The 17152-nt window shown below is 68.8% G+C and carries 21 protein-coding genes; 5 read left to right on the top strand and 16 right to left on the bottom strand.

The annotated features are described in order from the left end of the window. Positions 1-142: 142 nt before the first annotated feature. From rhaI to DSP71_RS00835, 6 genes are read right to left on the bottom strand one after another with little or no spacing between them, the layout of a single operon-like run. A complete protein-coding gene (rhaI, locus tag DSP71_RS00860; protein ID WP_061015125.1) occupies positions 143-1309 on the bottom strand; it encodes an L-rhamnose isomerase in 1167 nt (388 codons plus the stop codon). Then, a complete protein-coding gene (locus DSP71_RS00855) occupies positions 1306-1668 on the bottom strand; it encodes an L-rhamnose mutarotase (RefSeq protein ID WP_058633004.1) in 363 nt (120 codons plus the stop codon). Before DSP71_RS00855 ends, rhaI begins: the two co-directional genes overlap by 4 nt. A 58-nt stretch (positions 1669-1726) precedes the next feature. Continuing rightward, on the bottom strand, positions 1727-2758 hold the full coding sequence (gene rhaS, locus DSP71_RS00850; RefSeq protein WP_046748657.1) for a rhamnose ABC transporter substrate-binding protein: 1032 nt from the start codon (positions 2756-2758) through the stop codon (positions 1727-1729). Positions 2759-2804: 46 nt separating this feature from the next. Continuing rightward, positions 2805-3857 (bottom strand): ABC transporter permease, encoded by a 1053-nt coding sequence (locus DSP71_RS00845; RefSeq protein WP_113680121.1) that lies wholly within the window; start codon positions 3855-3857, stop codon positions 2805-2807. After that, positions 3854-4846, bottom strand: coding sequence for an ABC transporter permease (locus DSP71_RS00840; RefSeq protein WP_113680124.1), 993 nt, complete (start codon positions 4844-4846; stop codon positions 3854-3856). Before DSP71_RS00840 ends, DSP71_RS00845 begins: the two co-directional genes overlap by 4 nt. Before the next feature lie 23 nt (positions 4847-4869). Beyond that, a complete protein-coding gene (locus DSP71_RS00835) occupies positions 4870-6396 on the bottom strand; it encodes a sugar ABC transporter ATP-binding protein (RefSeq protein WP_046748654.1) in 1527 nt (508 codons plus the stop codon). A gap of 162 nt (positions 6397-6558) precedes the next feature. Here DSP71_RS00835 and DSP71_RS00830 point away from each other — a divergent pair, with 162 nt between their 5' ends. Beyond that, positions 6559-7563 carry a LacI family DNA-binding transcriptional regulator gene (locus tag DSP71_RS00830; protein ID WP_046748653.1) on the top strand — a complete coding sequence of 335 codons (1005 nt, stop codon included), beginning with the start codon at positions 6559-6561 and terminating at the stop codon, positions 7561-7563. Positions 7564-7604: 41 nt separating this feature from the next. Here DSP71_RS00830 and DSP71_RS00825 read toward each other — a convergent pair whose 3' ends face one another. From DSP71_RS00825 to DSP71_RS00785, 9 genes are all read right to left on the bottom strand, one after another. Continuing rightward, on the bottom strand, positions 7605-7808 hold the full coding sequence (locus DSP71_RS00825) for a hypothetical protein (RefSeq protein WP_045263865.1): 204 nt from the start codon (positions 7806-7808) through the stop codon (positions 7605-7607). 38 nt (positions 7809-7846) lie between these two features. Beyond that, positions 7847-8461: a hypothetical protein gene (locus tag DSP71_RS00820; RefSeq protein ID WP_046748651.1), complete on the bottom strand. Its 615-nt coding sequence runs from the start codon at positions 8459-8461 to the stop codon at positions 7847-7849. Then, the gene (locus tag DSP71_RS00815) at positions 8458-9042 is read right to left on the bottom strand and encodes a DUF6286 domain-containing protein (RefSeq protein ID WP_058633000.1); all 585 of its coding nucleotides are present in this window, start codon (positions 9040-9042) and stop codon (positions 8458-8460) included. Before DSP71_RS00815 ends, DSP71_RS00820 begins: the two co-directional genes overlap by 4 nt. After that, positions 9039-9431: a hypothetical protein gene (locus tag DSP71_RS00810; protein WP_113680120.1), complete on the bottom strand. Its 393-nt coding sequence runs from the start codon at positions 9429-9431 to the stop codon at positions 9039-9041. Before DSP71_RS00810 ends, DSP71_RS00815 begins: the two co-directional genes overlap by 4 nt. Continuing rightward, positions 9431-9619: a DUF2273 domain-containing protein gene (locus DSP71_RS00805; protein WP_046748648.1), complete on the bottom strand. Its 189-nt coding sequence runs from the start codon at positions 9617-9619 to the stop codon at positions 9431-9433. The genes DSP71_RS00810 and DSP71_RS00805 overlap by 1 nt, the downstream gene beginning before the upstream one ends. Beyond that, entirely contained in the window at positions 9616-10134 is a 519-nt protein-coding gene (locus DSP71_RS00800) for an Asp23/Gls24 family envelope stress response protein (RefSeq protein WP_046748647.1), read from the bottom strand. Before DSP71_RS00800 ends, DSP71_RS00805 begins: the two co-directional genes overlap by 4 nt. Before the next feature lie 153 nt (positions 10135-10287). Further along, a complete protein-coding gene (locus tag DSP71_RS00795) occupies positions 10288-10923 on the bottom strand; it encodes a DUF1684 domain-containing protein (RefSeq protein ID WP_046748646.1) in 636 nt (211 codons plus the stop codon). 44 nt (positions 10924-10967) lie between these two features. Continuing rightward, positions 10968-11783, bottom strand: coding sequence for a sugar nucleotide-binding protein (locus DSP71_RS00790; RefSeq protein ID WP_113680119.1), 816 nt, complete (start codon positions 11781-11783; stop codon positions 10968-10970). Between the two features lie 10 nt (positions 11784-11793). Next, entirely contained in the window at positions 11794-12255 is a 462-nt protein-coding gene (locus tag DSP71_RS00785; RefSeq protein WP_113680118.1) for a MarR family winged helix-turn-helix transcriptional regulator, read from the bottom strand. A 115-nt stretch (positions 12256-12370) separates the two neighbouring features. On the opposite strand from DSP71_RS00785, the gene DSP71_RS00780 reads away from it, so the two are divergent. Beyond that, positions 12371-13567, top strand: a complete 1197-nt coding sequence (locus DSP71_RS00780; protein ID WP_061015131.1) for an MFS transporter — start codon at positions 12371-12373, stop codon at positions 13565-13567. Positions 13568-13605: 38 nt separating this feature from the next. Further along, on the top strand, positions 13606-14616 hold the full coding sequence (locus tag DSP71_RS00775; protein WP_113680117.1) for an NADP-dependent oxidoreductase: 1011 nt from the start codon (positions 13606-13608) through the stop codon (positions 14614-14616). 76 nt (positions 14617-14692) lie between these two features. On the opposite strand, the gene DSP71_RS00770 is transcribed toward DSP71_RS00775, so the two are convergent. After that, positions 14693-15343 carry an MIP/aquaporin family protein gene (locus tag DSP71_RS00770; protein ID WP_046748641.1) on the bottom strand — a complete coding sequence of 217 codons (651 nt, stop codon included), beginning with the start codon at positions 15341-15343 and terminating at the stop codon, positions 14693-14695. Positions 15344-15583: 240 nt separating this feature from the next. Here DSP71_RS00770 and DSP71_RS00765 point away from each other — a divergent pair, with 240 nt between their 5' ends. Further along, a complete protein-coding gene (locus DSP71_RS00765) occupies positions 15584-16969 on the top strand; it encodes an APC family permease (protein WP_113680116.1) in 1386 nt (461 codons plus the stop codon). Then, a partial coding sequence (locus DSP71_RS00760; RefSeq protein ID WP_113680115.1) for a multidrug transporter occupies positions 16956-17152 on the top strand: 197 nt, incomplete at its 3' end. The genes DSP71_RS00765 and DSP71_RS00760, both read left to right, overlap by 14 nt.

Below are 17152 nucleotides of genomic sequence, written 5' to 3'. Positions count from 1 at the left end.
AGGCGGTCGCCCGCGGTGCTGCCGTGCAGGCGGCGTGGGCGCTCACCGGCGAGCGTCCGTCGTGGCACGACGGCGAGGCACGTGCATTCGCGGTCGACCATCGGCCGATCATCCGCGAGCAGTACGCCGCGCGGAGCTGAGCTCAGGCGCCCCAGCCGGCCTGCACACCGCCCACACGCTCGGCGGCGATCTTCTCCTGGTATCCGGATGCGAGGTACGCGGCCATGGGATCTGCGGGAAGACCGCGCGTCTCGCGCCACTCGGCGAGGGCCGGACGCACGTCGGTGTAGAACGCATCCATGAAGACGGCGTTCGCTCCGAGCACGTCCCCCGACTTCTGCGCGGCGGTGAGGGCGTCGCGGTCGACGAGCAACGCACGGGCGGTCATCTCCTGCACGTTCAGCACCGAGCGGATCTGGCCGGGGATCTTGTCCTCGACGTTGTGGCACTGGTCGAGCATGAACGCGACGTCGGGGTTGTTCAGCCCGCCGCCGCGGATGACCTCGAACAGGATGCGGAACAGCTGGAACGGGTCGGCGGCTCCGACGATCAGGTCGTCATCGGCGTAGAAACGCGAGTTGAAGTCGAACGAGCCGAGCTTGCCGAGGCGCAGCAGCTGCATCACGATGAACTCGATGTTCGTGCCTGGCGCGTGGTGGCCCGTGTCGAGGCAGACCATCGCCTTGTCACCGAGGGAGCTGACCTGCGCGTAGGAGGTTCCCCAGTCCGGAACGTCGGTGTGATAGAACGCCGGCTCGAAGAACTTGTACTCGAGCACCAGGCGCTGGTCGTCGCCGAGGCGGTCGTAGATCCTCTGCAGCGAGTCCTGCAGTCGATCCTGACGCCCCCGCATGTCGGCCTGCCCGGGATAGTTCGACCCCTCGGCCAGCCAGATCTTGAGGTCGCGGCTGCCGGTCGCATCCATCACGTCGATGCAGGCGAGGTGGTGGTCGATCGCCTTCTGCCGGATGGCCGCGTCCTCGTGCGTGAGGGCACCGAACTTGTAGTCGTCGTCCTGGAACGTGTTGGAGTTCACGGTGCCGAGGGTCACCCCGTGGTCTTCGGCGTGCTTGCGCAGGTCGGAGTACGAATCCACCACGTCCCACGGGATGTGCAGCGCCACCGCCGGCGCGAGTGCCGTGTAGCGGTTCACCTGTGCGGCGTCGGAGATCTTCTCCCACGGGTCCCGCGGGGTGCCGGGAGTGCCGAACACCTTGAAACGCGTGCCGGAGTTGCCGAAGGCCCAGCTGGGAAGCTCGATGCCCTGCTGGGCAAGGATGGCGAGGTTCGAGGGACTGAGGATGCTCACGATGCGCTGCTTTCGTTGGGGAGACCGGAGGTGGAGAGCTGGTCTTCGAGGTGGAACACCTCGGGAAGTGTGGGTGCCGCCTGGTCAGGGCGGCCGTCGAGGCCGACGAAGAAGCGGGCCATCTCGGCTTCCCAGCGGGCGGCGACCGGCGACGCGGCCAGGTATGCCTGCGCCGCGACATCGTCGTCGGTCTCGTAGTAGCCGATGAGCTCACCGTCGGGAGCGAGGAACAGCGAGTAGTTGCGGCGACCGGCCGCGGCGATCTCGGCGAGCATCTCCGGCCACACCGGCGCGTGACGCTCGCGGTACTCGTCCAGAAGCTCCGGACGCACCTGGAGCTTCACGCATACGCGGATCATGGGGACCTTTCCGGGAGCGTCCGGCCGACACTCGTGCCGGCCGGACGCCCGAAGGTGATCAGAAGTCGAACTCGCCGATGTTGTCGGCGTTGAACACGAACGGATCGCCGAGCACCACGACGCCGTCCTCCCCGACCGTGTACTCACCGAGGTCGCCGGCGGTGAAGGTGTCGCCCTTCTCGCCGGTGATGTCGCCCTCGATCAGCGCCTGCGCCGCGAAGGCCGCCAGGTAGCCGAGGTCCTCCGGGTTCCACAGGGCGAACGACGTGACGGTGCCGTCCTCGACGTATTCGCGCATCTGGTTCGGCGTGCCGAGGCCCGTCAGCGCGACCTTGCCCTTGTAGTCCGAGGTGGACAGGTAGCGGGCGGCTGCGGCGATGCCGACCGTCGTGGGCGAGATGATGCCCTTCAGGTTCGGGTGGGTCTGCAGCAGGGCCGCGGTCTTGTCGAACGACGTCTGGTCGTCGTCATCGCCGTAGACCGTCTCGACCAGGGTGATGTCGGGGTAGTCGCTGGCGAGGTAGTCCTTCATCAGGTCGATCCAGGCGTTCTGGTTGGTCGCGTTCGCCGAGGCCGAGAGGACGGCGATCTCTCCCGCACCGCCGATCTGCTCGGCGATCTGGTCGACCTGCGCCTTCGCGATGCCCTCCGAATCCGCCTGGTTGACGAAGACGTCGCGGCACTCCGGGTTGGTGTCGGAGTCGAAGGTGACGACCTTCACCCCCGCGTCGCGGGCCTCGTTCAACGCGTCGCAGATGGCCTTCGGGTCGTTCGCCGAGACGACGAGTGCCCCGACGCCCTGCTGCGTCGCGGTGTTGATGTAGCTGACCTGGGCGTCGGGAGTCGCCTCGGCCGGCCCGACCTCGGCGAACGTGCCGCCGAACTCCTCGACGGCGGCCTTGCCACCCTTGCTGGAGGTGTCGAAGTAGGGGTTTCCGAGGTTCTTGGGCAGGAAGGTGACGGCGAGGTTGCCGTCACCGCCGTCGCCTCCGCCACCGTCGCCACCGGTGCTCGTGCATCCGGACAGGGCGACCGCGGCGGCGACCGCGAGCGCAGCGACAGCGGTCACGCGTTTACGTGCAAACATCATTGTTCTGTTCCTTTCGTGAGGGTGTGCCGCAACCGCGGCGTCGGCGTCATGAAGCTGTGGGTGCGGCGCCGGTGGTCGATCGTCCCGGTCTGCGACGGGCCTTCTGCAGCCAGGCGAGGAAGCTCGCGGCCACCACCGAGGTGACCAGGAGGGCGCCGGTGATGATGTTGATCACGTCGGAGGTCACGTTCATCAGACGCAGTGCGCTGGCGAGCGAGCCGATGAGCAGCGCCGCCGCGACGACCCCGTAGATCTTGCCCCGGCCGCCGAAGACCGAGACGCCGCCGAGCACGACCGCCGCGATCACCTGCAGTTCGAGGCCGGTGGCGTTGTCGCCCCGCGCGCTGCCGTAGCGGAGGGTGTAGAAGATCCCGGCGAACGCGGCGACCACTCCGGAGAGCACGAAGAGGATGAACTTCGTGCGCTCCACGTGCACGCCCGAGAACCGTGCGGCGTCCTTCGAGAGGCCGATCGCGTACACGCCACGACCGAACGGTGTGTAGTGCAGCAGCAGGATGAACGCGACCAGGAGGAGCAGGAACGGGATCATGATGACGGGGATCGTGGTGCCGGCGAGCTTCGCCTTGGCGAGATCGGTCCAGAACTCCGGGAACTCGGTGACCGCCGTCGTTCCGAGCAGGCCGACCGCGAGGCCGCGAAACAGCGCGAGCGTGCCGATGGTCACGGCGAGCGACGGCAGACCGACGACGGTCACGAGGAATCCGTTGAAGGCGCCGCCGACCAGACCGACGAGCAGCGCCGCGAGAGCCGCGACCTCGAAGGGGATCCCGCCCTGCACGAGAGCCCCCGTGACGACGCTGGAGAGGCCCACCATGCTGCCGACCGACAGGTCGATCTCGCCCGTGATCATCACCAGCGTCATGGGCAGGGCGATCAGGAGGATCGGCGCGATGTCGAGGAGCAGGTACGTCAGCGTGATCGGCTGCCCGAACCCGCGTACGGTGCTCGCGGAGACGATGATGACGACGATCAGCAGGGCGACGATCGCCATCTCCCTGGTGAGGAGCACGCGGCGCCAGAGCGGCTTGTCGAAGTCGCGGATGACCCGGGTGGTCGCGGTCGTGGTCGCGGCGGTCATGACTTGTCCCTCGCTTCGATGAGCCGTCGTTTCTGGCGGACGGCGAGCACGCGGTCGAGCACGATCGCGCCGATGATCAGCAGGCCGACGACGGCACGCTGCCAGAAGTCGGGGATGCCGAGGATGGGGAGCGCCCGGTTGATCGTGAGCAGCAGCACCGCACCGATCGCCGCGCCCCACACGGAGCCGATTCCGCCGGTGATGGCGACGCCGCCGATCACGGCGGCACCCACCGCGTCGAGCTCCCACCCGGCTCCGGCCTGTGAGTTGATGGTGCCGTAGCGGGCCGCGTAGAACACTCCGGCGAGACCGGCGAGCGCCCCGGAGACGACGAAGGCGGTCAGCACGCGACGGGTGACGCGCAGGCCGTAGAGCTCCGCAGCCGCCGGATCGGATCCGATGGCGTAGTACTCCCGACCACCGCGCGTGTTCTTCATGTACCAGGCGGCCGCGGCGAGCACGATGAGGGCGACGATCGTGAGGATCGGGATGCCCACGAGCTGCCCGGTGCCGAGGGCCAGGAAGTCCTTCGGCATGTCGGACGCGTTCACCCGGTCGCTGCCGGTCCACAGCACGTTGATGCCGCGGTAGGCGTAGAGCGTACCGAGCGTGATCACCATGGCCGGCACCTTGGCGAAGGCGACCAGTGCCCCGTTGACGAGTCCGAGGAGGGCACCGAAGACGACGGCGGCCACGACCACGATCACGATGGGGATGCCGGGCACGTCGATGAACAGGCGGCCGGTGAGGTAGGCGGTGAGCCCCATGACCGAGCCGACCGAGAGGTCGACGTTGCGGGTGATGAGCACGATGGCCTGCCCGACAGCGACCAGCACGAGGATCGAGGGCGTGAGCAGCAGGTCGCGCCAGCCGTCAGGGCTGAACAGGAAGTTGGAGTTGTTCGTCGTGGCGGCGACGATCACGAGTGCCAGGGCGAGGAGGATGCCGAATTCGCGCGCCCGACCGAGCGCGGAGAGCTTCTTCGTCATCGACGAGACGGGGATGGCGGTGGTCACGAGGAGAGCTCCGATGCGTGCGTGGCGGCGTACATGACGTTCTCGGAAGTCGCCTCCGCGCGGGCGATCTCCGCGGTGATGCGCCCTTCGCGCATGACGAGGACGCGGTCAGCCATGCCGAGCACCTCCGGCAGCTCGGACGAGATCATGAGGATCCCCATCCCCTGCCCCGCGAGCTCGGAGAGCAGTCGGTGCACCTCCGACTTGGTGCCGACGTCGATCCCTCTGGTCGGTTCGTCGATGATGAGCACCTTCGGCTTCGTGGCGAGCCACTTGGCGAGGACGACCTTCTGCTGGTTCCCACCGGAGAGTGTCGCCGCGACCGTGTCGAGGGCGTGCGTCTTGACCTCGAGCCTGGTCGCCCATTCCCGGGCAGCGCGGTTCTCGATGCCGGTGGTGAGGAACCCCAGCTTCGCGAGCTGGCGGCGGATGGAGAGGGTGATGTTGCCGCCGACGCCCGATTCGATCACGAGCCCCTGCTTGCGGCGGTCCTCGGGCACGAGGGCGAGGCCCGCACGCATGGCCTCGGTGGGTCGGCTGCGGGGGATGCGTGCGCCCTGCATCGTGACGGAGCCCTCGCGGTACGGGTCGACGCCGAAGACGGCACGCACCACTTCGCTGCGTCCGGCTCCGACGAGGCCGGCGAGACCGACGATCTCGCCCGCGCACACGGTGAAGGAGATGTCGTGGAAGACGCCGGGACTGGTGAGGTTCTCGACCACCAGCAGCGGCGCGCCGACGGTCGTCTGCTGCTTGGGGAACAGCTCGGTCACCTCGCGACCGACCATCTGGTGCACGATCTCCTCGACCGAGGTGTCGGCGATCGCGCTGGTGGCGATGTACGCACCGTCCCGCATGACCGTGACGGTGTCGCAGAGTGAAAACACCTCGTCGAAGCGGTGCGAGATGAAGATGAGCGCACGACCCTCGTCGCGCAGACTCCGCGCGATCGTGAAGAGCCGCTCGACCTCGACGCCGGAGAGCGCGGCCGTCGGCTCGTCCATGACGAGCAGACTCGCGTCGAGCGAGACGGCCTTCGCGATCTCGATGACCTGCTGATCGGCGATGGACAGACCCTCCGCCGGACGGTCGGGATCGATGGTGACCCCGAGCCGGGTGAAGAGGCGCTCGACCTCGTGGCGCATCCCCCTGCGGTCGATACGGCCGAAGCGCCCGGTCGGCTGTCGGCCCATGAAGATGTTCTCGGTGACGGACAGATCGGGGAACAGCGTCGGCTCCTGATAGATCACCGCGACGCCCGCGCTCTTGGACTGCGCGGTGGAGGAGAAGTCCACGTCCTCTCCATGGAACCGGAACACCCCGTCGTCGCGCTGGTAGAGACCGGCGACGATCTTCACGAGGGTGGATTTGCCCGCGCCGTTCTCGCCGACCAGGGCGTGGATGGACCCGCCGTCGACCGACAGCGTCCCGGAACGGAGGGCGACCACCGCGCCGAACGACTTGCGGATGTCGCGGAGTTCGAGCGCCGGCGGAGCACCGGAGGTATCAGAGGGAATCGTCATCGATCGGACCTAAGCTGCAGGATCATCCCTGCGGATTGAATCGTTTTAAAGAGCGGAGCATCTGAAATTTATGACTCTCGCTGGCTTCCTGTCAAGTCACGGTTTGGTCGGTGGTACGTTTCAGGGACAGGTTTCGCGGATGGCGCGGAAAGGAATCACGCCGTGGTCGTCAGTGTTCGAGATGTCGCACTCGCCGCATCCGTCTCGGTCGGGACCGTCTCGAACGTCCTGAACCACCCGGACAAGGTGTCTCCCGCCACCGTCGAACGCGTCACAGCGGCGATCGAGAAGCTCGGCTTCGTGCGCAACGACGCCGCCAGGCAGCTGCGCGCAGGACACAGTCGCTCGATAGGCCTGGTCGTGCTCGACGTGCGCAACCCGTTCTTCACCGACATCGCCCGCGGCGCCGAGGAACGGGCCGCCGAGGCGCGGATGACGGTCACACTCGGCAACAGCGACGAGAAGGTCGAACGCGAGCGCGCCTACATCGACCTCTTCGAGGAGCAGCGCATCGCCGGTCTGCTCATCTCTCCGCTCGCCGACGACCTCCCGCGATTGCGACGTCTGCGCGATCGCGGCACCACCGTGGTGCTCGTCGACCGGGAAGTCGCCGACGAGAGCTTCTCCTCGGTATCGGTCGACGACGTCGGCGGTGGCTACCTCGCCGTGCAGCATCTCGCGGCGCAGGGACGACGACGCATCGCCTTCGTCGGGGGTCCGATGGGCATCCGACAGGTGGTCGACCGCCTGGAGGGAGCCAGCAGAGCCGCGAACGAGGCCGGCATCTCCCTCGAAGTGATCCTGACCGATTCGCTGAGCGTGCTCTCGGGCCGTGCCGCCGGCGAGACCCTCAGCGCACGCGCACCCGAAGATCGACCCGATGCCGTCTTCGCCGCGAACGACCTCCTCGCGATGGGGGTACTGCAAGCACTCATGATGCGCAGCAGCATCCGGGTCCCGGACGAGATCGCCCTCATCGGCTACGACGACATCGACTTCGCGGCCGCCGCCGTGGTCCCGCTCTCGTCGATCCGCCAGCCCGCCGAACTCATCGGATACACGGCCGTCGATCTGATGCTGCGAGAAGCCGGCGGTCACGCCGGGCGGGAACGCGTGGTGTTCCAGCCCGAGCTCGTCGTGCGGGAGTCGACCGCGCGACCGGCCTGAGAGCGAGCCGTTCGCCGCGGGGCCGTTCGCCGCGGAGCCTTTCAGCGCCCGAGGGCTCTCTTCGCCTTCTTCGCTGCTCTCTCCGCCGTCTTCCGGCGCTGCTTCCTGGCCTTCGGGTCGTTCCACATCCGCACCAGCTGATGCCTCACCGACTCACCCTTGTTGATCTGCACCGTTGCCGCTCTGCTCCCGAACACGTACGCGACGAAGGCGACGCCGACGATGAGGAGGATCTTGTTGCGCATGATGCCTGCTTTCTGGGGGACTGCGGAGGAGCGTCGGGTCAGGAGAGCCGACGCTGGTCGTGGGCGAGGCGAGCCCGCAGGCTCGTGTGCACCGAGACGAAGGTGTCGGTGTCGCGCCCCGTCAGCACGGCGAGGTTGGCGAGGAGGCGATCGACGTGGTCGACGAGCTCTCGCGGATCGGTGTTCTGACGCGGCGTCACAGCCACGTGCAACACAGGACGGCGACGGATGTCATTGGCGGTGACCTGCGCGGACAGAACCTCATCGCGGGTGGTGAGGGAGTTCTTCACGGCGTCGGAGACGAACGACTCGTTCACGGTCACCCGACCCAGCGGATTCTGCGCCCCGCTGGAACGCAGCACCGTCTTCGACCGACGCCCCGCGATGCTCGTGAGCGCGAGGATCAGCAGCACGATCACGACCACGATCGCTGCGACCGCGCCGATGCCGATCCACGACAGGCCGCCACCGGCGATCGCGGTCGCGGCGATGGCCTGGTCGAGCCAGGACCGGGCGTCCTTGCCTGCCGCGGTCCAGATGTCCGACAGGGTGGGCCAGCTCATGATGGCGATGCCTACCGCACCGAGGGCGAGGAACAGCAGCCCGATGATCAGCAGCAGGATGCGGTTCAACGCACGATTCGTGTTGTTCACAGCTCGTCTTCCTTCTCGGTGGGACGCTCGATGCGCACACGGGTGCGCACCTTGTCGGTCAGCCGGTACGTCTGCAGCTCCGCTTCGGCCGCCGCCTGCACGTCGGCCTTGTCCAGCGGCACTCCGATGCCGGGGCGCACGGTCACGTCGACGGTGCGGTGTCCGACACCGACGGTGATGCTGTCGCGGGCGAGACCCGTCTCCTCGGCGAGGTGCTGGGCCAGGGCGCTGGCGATCACGCCGTTATCGACGACGACCGCGCGTCCACCCGCATCGAGGACATGCCTCGACAGGCGTCCCGGTGTGACGGCGAGCACGATGAAGACCAGTCCGATGAGGGCGAGCACGACACTGCCGGCGATCACGAGACCGGCGGGCTGTGCCGTGGGCAAGCCGATCAACCAGCCCGCCGCTGCGGCAGGACCGACCAGGAGGGCGGGCTGCGCGGCGAGGCTCAGCACGATCTCGAGTCCGATGTACGCGAGGGCGAGGATGAGCAGGACGACCGCGACGAACATCGCGACGGTTCGCGGCGAGTGCGTCTCGCGTCGGATGACGCGGCGCAGGACCGGGGTGCTCATTGCACTCGTCTCCTTTCCGGGATGACGGCACCGGTGACGGTGAGGTTGATGCGGATGACGTTGCGCCCGAGGATCGTGCTCAGGTTCTGCTGCAGCTGTTCCTGCAGTTCGCGTGCCCGCTCCAGGACGGGCACGGCCCGAGCGATCGCTGCCGTGTCGTCCAGGCTCGGGGCGGGAAGGGGCGTGGCGATGCGCACGGTGACCCCGCGCGGGTGCTCCGCGACATCGACCTTCACGTCGCTGCGAGGCACCCCGATCAACGTCGCGGACGCCTTCTCGGTGACGGTGCGGTAGACGCGGTCCTTCACCTCGACGCGACCGCGGACGGCGGCCCCGCCGGCGGCGGCTCCGGAGAGCGCGCCGCCGGCGATGTGCTGGTCGGCACCCATCAGGAGGTACGCCGCCCCGTGAAGACGTCGGCGAGTCCGCGGACGTCGAGCTTGCCGGAGGCGATCCGGCCGACGAGCGCCCCGATGCCCGCGAAGAGAGCCATGAGGAGGAATCCCCAGAACCCGAACAGCAGGGCGGCGAGGGCCAGCAGTGCGCCGATCAGGGCGCCGACCGTGGTGGCGCTCATGAGACGCGCGACTCCTCGTTGTCGTCGCTGTCGTCACCGGGCACGTGCACGTCGTTGACCTCGACGTTGACCTCGACGACCTCGAGACCGACCAGACGGCTGATCGCACCGGCGACAGCGGCACGGACGTTGTTGGCGACGTCCTGGATGGGCGCCGGGTACTCGACGACGATGGTCAGGTCGGCCGCTGCCTGCGTGTCGCCGACCTCGACCTTCACGCCCTGCGCGAGGTCGGTCGCGTTGATCACGTCGCGGATGGCGCCGAAGGCGCGTGCGCCTCCGCCACCGAGGGCGTAGACGCCGGCGACCTCACGCGCGGCGATGCCGGCGACCTTGGCCACGACACCGTCGGCGATGGTGGTCTTGCCCGCGGCGTTCTCGTCGGCGGGGACGCGCGAAGAGGAGAATCCGCTCGACCGGTCGACGCGCGACGCGGAAGCGCCGGCGGCCTTCGGAGCGGCCTGTGCGAGCTCCTTCTCGGCCGGAGCGGGGGTGGTCTGGTCCTGGTTTGCCATGAGGTGTCCCATCTCGATCTGAAGACCGGTCGTGGGTCCCGTGTGGAACTCCCGCCGGGAGCGAAACGCTCGCTCGGAGATAGGACGGATGTGCCGGCGGATTCGTCACAAAGTCGTTTCCGCAGCGCCCGGGAACGCCCGCCGACGGGGCACTCAGACGCCCGCGCCGCCGTACATCTCGCCGACGGGGACCGGAACGGAGAGCACATTGCCCGGTTGCGCGAGCGGGCACGCCCAAGCCGGGTCATACGCGCACGAGGGGTTGTAGGCGAAGTTGAAGTCGAGCACGATCGTGCCACGCGCCGCATCGGATCCGAGATCGGCGCCCTTGATCGTGTCGACGAGATAGCGTCCGCCGCCGTAGGTCCCGCCGACGCCCCCGGCGAGCGCATCGCGCACGGGCACGAAGAGCCCGCCGCCGTAAGTGGTCAGTCGCCAGACATCGAGCGACCCCGCATCCGGCACCTCCACGCGCCCGATCCGCTCGAAGGGCACGATGCCGTCGGTGCCGGTCGCGAAGTCGAACCCCCCGGGGTCGGCGGGGAGGATCGGCAGCTCGAAGCGCCACTGCGCGTCGTACGAGGCGATCGGCAGCCCCTCGAACAGCGCTCGGTCTTCGGGCAGCAGCGGCGTCGCCGGGTGGTGGAGCATCAGATCGTCGCGCTCGATCCGCCAGAGCTCGTGCGCTTCCTCCGCGGAGTCGGCGCCGCGCACGGCGTCGTACAGGGCGAACACCCGACGTCGCCAGTCGACGACCTCGAGGGCGGTGCGTGCAGGTGCGCTGGTCATGCCCTCAGGCTAGACGCCGTCGCGGAGATCCGGTGCGGCCCCCGTCACGCGGTGTCGACCATCCGCGCGTAGCCCGACTCGTACGTCGGGTGTTCCAGGCCACCGAGGAGGGAGAGCAGCAGAGTCCCGTCGTACACGACGCCGCGCGGTCCGGCCGGCCCCGAATCCGGCGGCACCTGCGCATTCAGCCGTGCGGCGAGGAACCGCACGACGTCTCCGAGTGGAGCGGGGCCCTGGTCGACGGCATGCAGCACGCGAGGCGGGTCGTCCATCCGCAGCAGCAGGTCGAGGGTGCGCACGAGGTCGCTCTCGTGGATGCGGTTCGTGCGGCGGGAATGATCGACGGCCGCGCCCTCGCGCACCTTCCGCACCAGGAAATCCCGCCCCGGCCCGTAGATGCCAGCCGGGCGCACGACGACGGCGTCGAAGAGCTCCACCGCGGCCCTCTCGCCGTCGACGAGTCCGCGCGATCGCGGTGTCGTCGGCGTCGGCTCGTCCTCCTCCGTCAGAGGATGATCGGGATCCGCCCCCTCGAACACCCCTGTCGAGGAGACGAAGACCGTCCGGGCGGGAGGATCCGGGAGGGCGCACGCGAGGTGCCCCAGAGCCGTGCGGTAAGAGGTCTCGGTATCGCCGGGCGGCAGCGTGACGAGCACCGCGTCGACCCGCTCGAGAGAAGTCGGCGGCGGGTGCGCCAGGTCGGCGGCGATGCCCCCGACCCCGTCGGGAAGTGCTCCCTCGGTGCGTCGGAGCGCGATCACCTCCTCGCCGCGGGCGAGAAGCAGCGGCGCGAGGCGGGTGGCGAGCTTGCCGTAGCCGACGAGGAGGGTGCGGCGGGGTGCCGGATCGAGAGCGCTCACGGAGCTCCGCTCAGCCGGCGGTCAGCACAGGGAGTGCGACGCCGTGCAGCGCATCGACTACGGGAGCGAGCTCGGGCTGCGCCGCTGCTTCCTCCAGCACCTGCTCGAGCGCCGCATCGTGGATGGGGTGCGCGCGTTCGTACAGCTCGCGGCCGGCGGGAGTGAGTTCGGTGTAGATGCCGCGACGGTCGTCGGCGCAGAGGATGCGCATGAGGAGGCCTCGATCCTCCAACCGGTTCACCAGCCGCGTGGTGGCGCTGGGGCTCAGGGCTGCCGCACGGGCGAGCTGCTGCATGCGCATGTGCCACCCGTCCTGGCGATCGAGGGCATCGAGCACGGTGTACTCGACCACGGAGAGCTCGACCGTCTCACCCAGGCGCCGCTCGAGAGCAGTCTCGATCAGCCCGTGCAGCGCGGCGAGCGTGCGCCACCCCTGTGCGCGCACCTCGACGGCGTCGTCACCGATTCCCATGGCCACCCTCCGCGATAGTTGCTTGCGCCATATACTTGCGTGTGCAATCATTGTCCTTCGACGCGCAATATGCCGCGCCTGCAAACATTCCCTCCAATCTATCAGGAGAGTCGTCATGCCTCTAGGACTGATCGCCCTCGCCATCGGGGCGTTCGGCATCGGGCTCACCGAGTTCGTGATCATGGGCCTGCTCCCCGACGTCGCCCGAGACTTCGGGGTCACCGAGTCGGCTGCCGGCTGGCTCATCTCCGGTTACGCACTCGCCGTCGTCGTCGGCGCACTCGTGCTCACCGCAGCGGCCACGCGGTTGCCCCGCAAGCCCGTGCTGCTCGGTCTGATCGTGCTCTTCATCATCGGCAACGTGCTCACCGCGCTCGCGGACGACTACGGCACAGCGATGGTCGGCCGCATCGTCGCCGCCCTCTGTCACGGCGCGTTCTTCGGCATCGGCTCCGTGGTCGCCGCCGGCCTGGTCGCCCCCGAGAAGAAGGCCGGCGCGATCGCGATCATGTTCACCGGCCTCACTGCCGCGAACGTCTTCGGAGTGCCGTTCGGCACCTTCCTCGGCCAGGAGCTGGGATGGCGCTCGACCTTCTGGGCGATCTCGGGCATCGGCGTGCTGGCGTTCATCGGTATCGCCCTGCTCGTGCCGCGCCTCCCCCGCCCCACCGAACAGGTGAGCCTCCGCGGGGAGCTGGCGGCATTCCGTTCGGGACAGGTCTGGTTCTCGCTCGTCATCACGATCCTCGCGTTCGGCGGGATGTTCGGCGCCTTCACCTACATCGCCTACACGCTGACCGAGGTGAGCGGATTCGCGTCGTCCGCCGTGCCGTGGCTGCTGGTGCTCTTCGGCGCCGGCCTCGTGCTCGGCAACTGGTTGGGCGGGCGTCTCGCCGACCGCGCGATCGACCGTACTCTCCTGATCTTCATCGCCGCACTCGTCGTCGTCCTCGCCGTGTTCGCGATGTCAGCGCAGTCCGGCATCGCGACGATCATCGCCCTGTTCCTGATGGGCGGCTTCGGATTCGGCACCGTTCCCGGGCTGCAGAGCCGTGTCATGAAGTACGCCGGAGGCGCTCCGACCCTCGCCTCCGGGGCCAACATCGGCGCGTTCAACGTCGGCAACGCACTCGGCGCCTGGGCGGGCGGACTCGGCATCTCCGCAGGACTCGGCTACACCTCCCCGATCTGGCTGGGCGCGATCCTCACCGCCATCGCCCTGATCGTGATGGTCGCCGCCGCCGCGCGTGCGCGGAGCACCGCGACCCGCGAGGCGACCCCCACCGCGACCACACCCGTGCCCGTCGACTGAGCCGCGCCCGGACCCTCACCGGCTCCTAGGCTGGCCTCATGGCATCCGAACCGGCGGACACGACATCACGACGCGTCGTGTTCCGCCGTTTCGGCGGCCCCGAGGTGCTCGAACTCGAACGTCGAGCGGTACCGCGCCCGGCCCGCGGCGAAGTGCTCGTCCGCATAGCGGCCGCCGGAGTGAACCCGGTGGACTGGAAGCTGTTCAGCGGACGGCCGATGCACGATCCCTACGAGCGCAGCCTCCCTTCAGGCAACGGCTACGACTTCTCCGGCACGATCCAGGCGCTCGGCGATGGGGCGGGCGAAGCCCGGGCTCACGACGCGCGAGGTTGGCGGATCGGCGATGCGGTGTTCGGTGGGCTCCGCTACCACGCGCAGGCGGACCACCTCGTGATCGACCCCGCCGTGCTGGTCGAGGTTCCCGCAGGTCTCGGTCTCGTCGAAGCAGGCGCCCTCAACGTCACCGGCCGCACAGCCGTCGCCAGTGTGCGGTCACTGGGGATCACCGCGGGTGATGTCGTCCTCGTCAGCGGTGCAGCCGGCGGTGTCGGCATCCTCACCGCCCAGCTCTGCGTGCTGCGCGGGGCCCGCGTGCTCGGAACGGCCAGCCCGAGGAATCACCCCCTGCTGCGCCGCCTCGGCATCGAGCCTCTCCCCTACGGGCCTGCTCTCGCGGATCTGCTCCGCGCCGCCGCGCCGGAGGGCGTCACCGCCGTCCTCGACACGGTCGGCCACGGCTCGGTCGAGCTGGCTCTCGCACTCGGCGTTCCCGCCGACCGCATCAACACGATCGCCGACTACGACGCCCGCGCGCGGCATCCGGTCCGGGGCGTCGGAGGGTCGGCTGCCGGCACCGAAGAGCTCGGGATCATCGCGCAGCTGATCGCCGACGGTCGCGTCGAGATGCCGATCGACTCCGTGCACCCGCTCGAGGAGGTCAGAGCGGCATACACGAGGTCCATCGCCGGACGCGCGTCCGGGAAGATCGTGCTCACCACCGCTACGAGCCGTCGCCCCCACGAGCATCCCCCGCACGGCGGACTCTGACGACGGATGCTTGCCGCCCCACGCAGAAGCGCCGCACCCCCGGAGAGGATGCGGCGCTTCGTGCATGCAGCGGTGGTTACTCCGCGGCGGCGATCTTCTTGGCGTCGTCCGTGTTGAGCACGCGGAACAGGATCGCCGCGATCACGGCACCGACGACCGGGGCGACGATGTAGAGCCACAGCGAGCTCCACGCGAAGTGGCCGCTCACCGAGAGGCCGAGTGCGACGGCGGGGTTGAAGCCACCACCGGAGATCGATCCGACGGTCGCCGCACCGACGAACACGGTCGCACCGATCGCGAGCCCGTAGAACGAGTTGCCGGCGGTGTCCTTCGACGTGGCCGTGTTGAGCACGACCCACACCAGGATCAGCGTGAAGAGCGCCTCGACCAGGAACGCCGGGCCGACCTCGATGACCATGGCCTTCTCGCCCGCCGGCCACACGGACATGCTGACGAGCGCAGCGACCGCACCACCGACGAACTGGGCGATGAGGTAGCTGATGAAGTCGACGACGCTGAGGCCGCCGCGCAGGAAGACACCGACCGAGACGGCCGGGTTGAGGTGAGCACCGGAGATGTGGCCCGTCGAGAACACGAGCACCATCAGGGTGAAACCGATCGCGAGCGGAGTCAGCGGGCTGTCGCTGTTCACTGCCGCGATGATCGCGAGGACGAAGAGGAAGGTGGCGATCGCTTCTGCGAGCGCCTTGCGTGCGGTACCGGTCATGAGAGAGCCCCTTGTCTTGGGAGTTCGAGAGAGGAAGCCCGCGCATCCGGCCGGTCCGCCCCTCGTGCGGCACCGAGGATATCGCCGCGCCGGCCGCGATTCCGGGAGCCGCGCGGACTTTCTGTGAATCCGCTGAGTACTCCGGGGCGGAGGCACGGAAGACGGCCGCCTGCCTCGTGGTCCGGTCCGGCCATGTCAACCCCGTGGTCGGACCGTTGAGCGCCCGTTTAGCCTGCTCGCATGACCACCGAGACCGCGCCGCAGGCCGAATCCCCGACCCGCCTGCGGAGAGCGATCACCGGCCCCCTCCTGTTCGCGTTCATCCTCGGCGATGTGCTGGGTGCGGGCATCTACGCGCTGATGGGTGTGCTCTCCGAGAAGGTCGGGGGGATGCTGTGGGCCCCGCTGCTCCTGGCATTGCTGCTCGCCATGCTCACGGCCGGATCGTATGCCGAGCTCGTGACCAAGTACCCTCGCGCTGGGGGCGCTGCCGTGTTCGCGGAGCGCGCGTTCCACAGCCCCCTCGTCTCGTTCCTGGTGGGGTTCAGCATGCTCGCGGCGGGCGTGACCAGCGCGGCCGGACTCGCCATCGCGTTCGCCGGCGACTACCTTGGCACCTTCCTCGACCTGCCCACCATCCCTGTCGCGATCGCCTTCCTCGCACTCGTCGCCCTCCTCAACGCCCGCGGAATCCGCGAATCCATGGGCGCCAACCTCGTGATGACCGCGATCGAGCTCAGCGGCCTGGTGATCGTGATCGCCGTGGTGGCGGTCTTCTTCTTCGGCGGCGGCGGCGATGCCTCCCGCACCGTCGAGGGCCCTGAGGGGACCGGCGTCGCCATCGCCGTGCTGTCCGGAGCGGTCATCGCCTACTACTCCTTCGTGGGTTTCGAGACCTCCGCCAACATGATCGAAGAGGTGAAGAACCCGCGTCGCACGTATCCCCGCGCCCTGTTCGGAGCCCTCATCACCGCCGGCGCCGTCTACATCCTGGTGGGTCTCGCGAGCTCGATCGCCCTGCCGCCCGCCGAGCTGCAGGAGTCGAGCGGCCCGCTGCTGGCCGTGGTCGAGGCGACGGGAGCAGGCATCCCGTCGTGGCTGTTCAGCCTGATCGCGCTCGTCGCCGTGGCCAACGGCGCCCTGCTCACGATGATCATGGTCAGCCGTCTCACCTACGGCATGGCGGAGCAGGGGCTGCTTCCCTCCGCTCTCGGACGCGTGCTCCCGAAGCGCAAGACCCCATGGGTCGCGATCCTCACCACCACCCTCGTGGCGATGGGCCTGACACTCGTCGGCGATCTGGCCACCCTCGCCGATACCGTGGTGCTGCTGCTCCTCGTCGTCTTCCTGAGCGTCAACGTCTCCGTGCTGGTGCTGCGTCGCGACCGCGTCGAGCACGACCACTTCCGTGTCTGGACCTTCGTGCCCGTGCTCGGGATCGCCTCCTGCATCCTGCTGCTCACCCAGCAGCGACCTGCGGTGTGGCTCTTCGGGGCGATCCTGCTCGCGGTCGGCGGCATGCTCTACGCGCTGGCGCGCTGGAGCAGAAGACATGCGGAGAAGAAGAACGCCCCCTCCGGCGGAGAGCCCGCCGGCGACCAGAAGGAGAACCATGAGCACGCCTGAACACACGTCGGACGACGAGATGACGAGCGCGGAGAAGCGACACGATCAGCTGACGTCAGCCCCCGACGCCACCGAGGCCGACGCCGCCCCCCGCGTCGAGGTCACCGAGCACGACGGCAACACCCGCATCGACATCGCCCCCGAGGCGCCGGTGCGTCCGGGCCCGGGGCCCGGCATGCCAGA

The sequence above is a fragment of the Microbacterium sp. H6 genome, from assembly GCF_003314775.1.
GTDB lineage: Bacteria > Actinomycetota > Actinomycetes > Actinomycetales > Microbacteriaceae > Microbacterium > Microbacterium oxydans.
This window is presented reverse-complemented; position numbering and strand designations above follow the sequence as displayed.

Bases quoted from the DNA above. Each gene is read 5' to 3' on its own strand.
- DSP71_RS00785 (WP_113680118.1), bottom strand. From the start codon at position 12,255: ATGGGAATCGGTGACGACGCCGTCGAGGTGCGCGCACAGGGGTGGCGC.
- DSP71_RS00805 (WP_046748648.1), bottom strand. From the start codon at position 9,619: ATGAGCGCCACCACGGTCGGCGCCCTGATCGGCGCACTGCTGGCCCTC.
- DSP71_RS00770 (WP_046748641.1), bottom strand. From the start codon at position 15,343: ATGACCGGTACCGCACGCAAGGCGCTCGCAGAAGCGATCGCCACCTTC.
- DSP71_RS00765 (WP_113680116.1), top strand. From the start codon at position 15,584: ATGACCACCGAGACCGCGCCGCAGGCCGAATCCCCGACCCGCCTGCGG.
- DSP71_RS00780 (WP_061015131.1), top strand. From the start codon at position 12,371: ATGCCTCTAGGACTGATCGCCCTCGCCATCGGGGCGTTCGGCATCGGG.
- DSP71_RS00775 (WP_113680117.1), top strand. From the start codon at position 13,606: ATGGCATCCGAACCGGCGGACACGACATCACGACGCGTCGTGTTCCGC.
- DSP71_RS00810 (WP_113680120.1), bottom strand. From the start codon at position 9,431: ATGGGTGCCGACCAGCACATCGCCGGCGGCGCGCTCTCCGGAGCCGCC.
- DSP71_RS00800 (WP_046748647.1), bottom strand. From the start codon at position 10,134: ATGGCAAACCAGGACCAGACCACCCCCGCTCCGGCCGAGAAGGAGCTC.
- DSP71_RS00855 (WP_058633004.1), bottom strand. From the start codon at position 1,668: ATGATCCGCGTATGCGTGAAGCTCCAGGTGCGTCCGGAGCTTCTGGAC.
- DSP71_RS00835 (WP_046748654.1), bottom strand. From the start codon at position 6,396: ATGACGATTCCCTCTGATACCTCCGGTGCTCCGCCGGCGCTCGAACTC.
- DSP71_RS00840 (WP_113680124.1), bottom strand. From the start codon at position 4,846: ATGACGAAGAAGCTCTCCGCGCTCGGTCGGGCGCGCGAATTCGGCATC.
- DSP71_RS00795 (WP_046748646.1), bottom strand. From the start codon at position 10,923: ATGACCAGCGCACCTGCACGCACCGCCCTCGAGGTCGTCGACTGGCGA.
- DSP71_RS00845 (WP_113680121.1), bottom strand. From the start codon at position 3,857: ATGACCGCCGCGACCACGACCGCGACCACCCGGGTCATCCGCGACTTC.
- DSP71_RS00815 (WP_058633000.1), bottom strand. From the start codon at position 9,042: ATGAGCACCCCGGTCCTGCGCCGCGTCATCCGACGCGAGACGCACTCG.
- DSP71_RS00825 (WP_045263865.1), bottom strand. From the start codon at position 7,808: ATGCGCAACAAGATCCTCCTCATCGTCGGCGTCGCCTTCGTCGCGTAC.
- rhaS (WP_046748657.1), bottom strand. From the start codon at position 2,758: ATGATGTTTGCACGTAAACGCGTGACCGCTGTCGCTGCGCTCGCGGTC.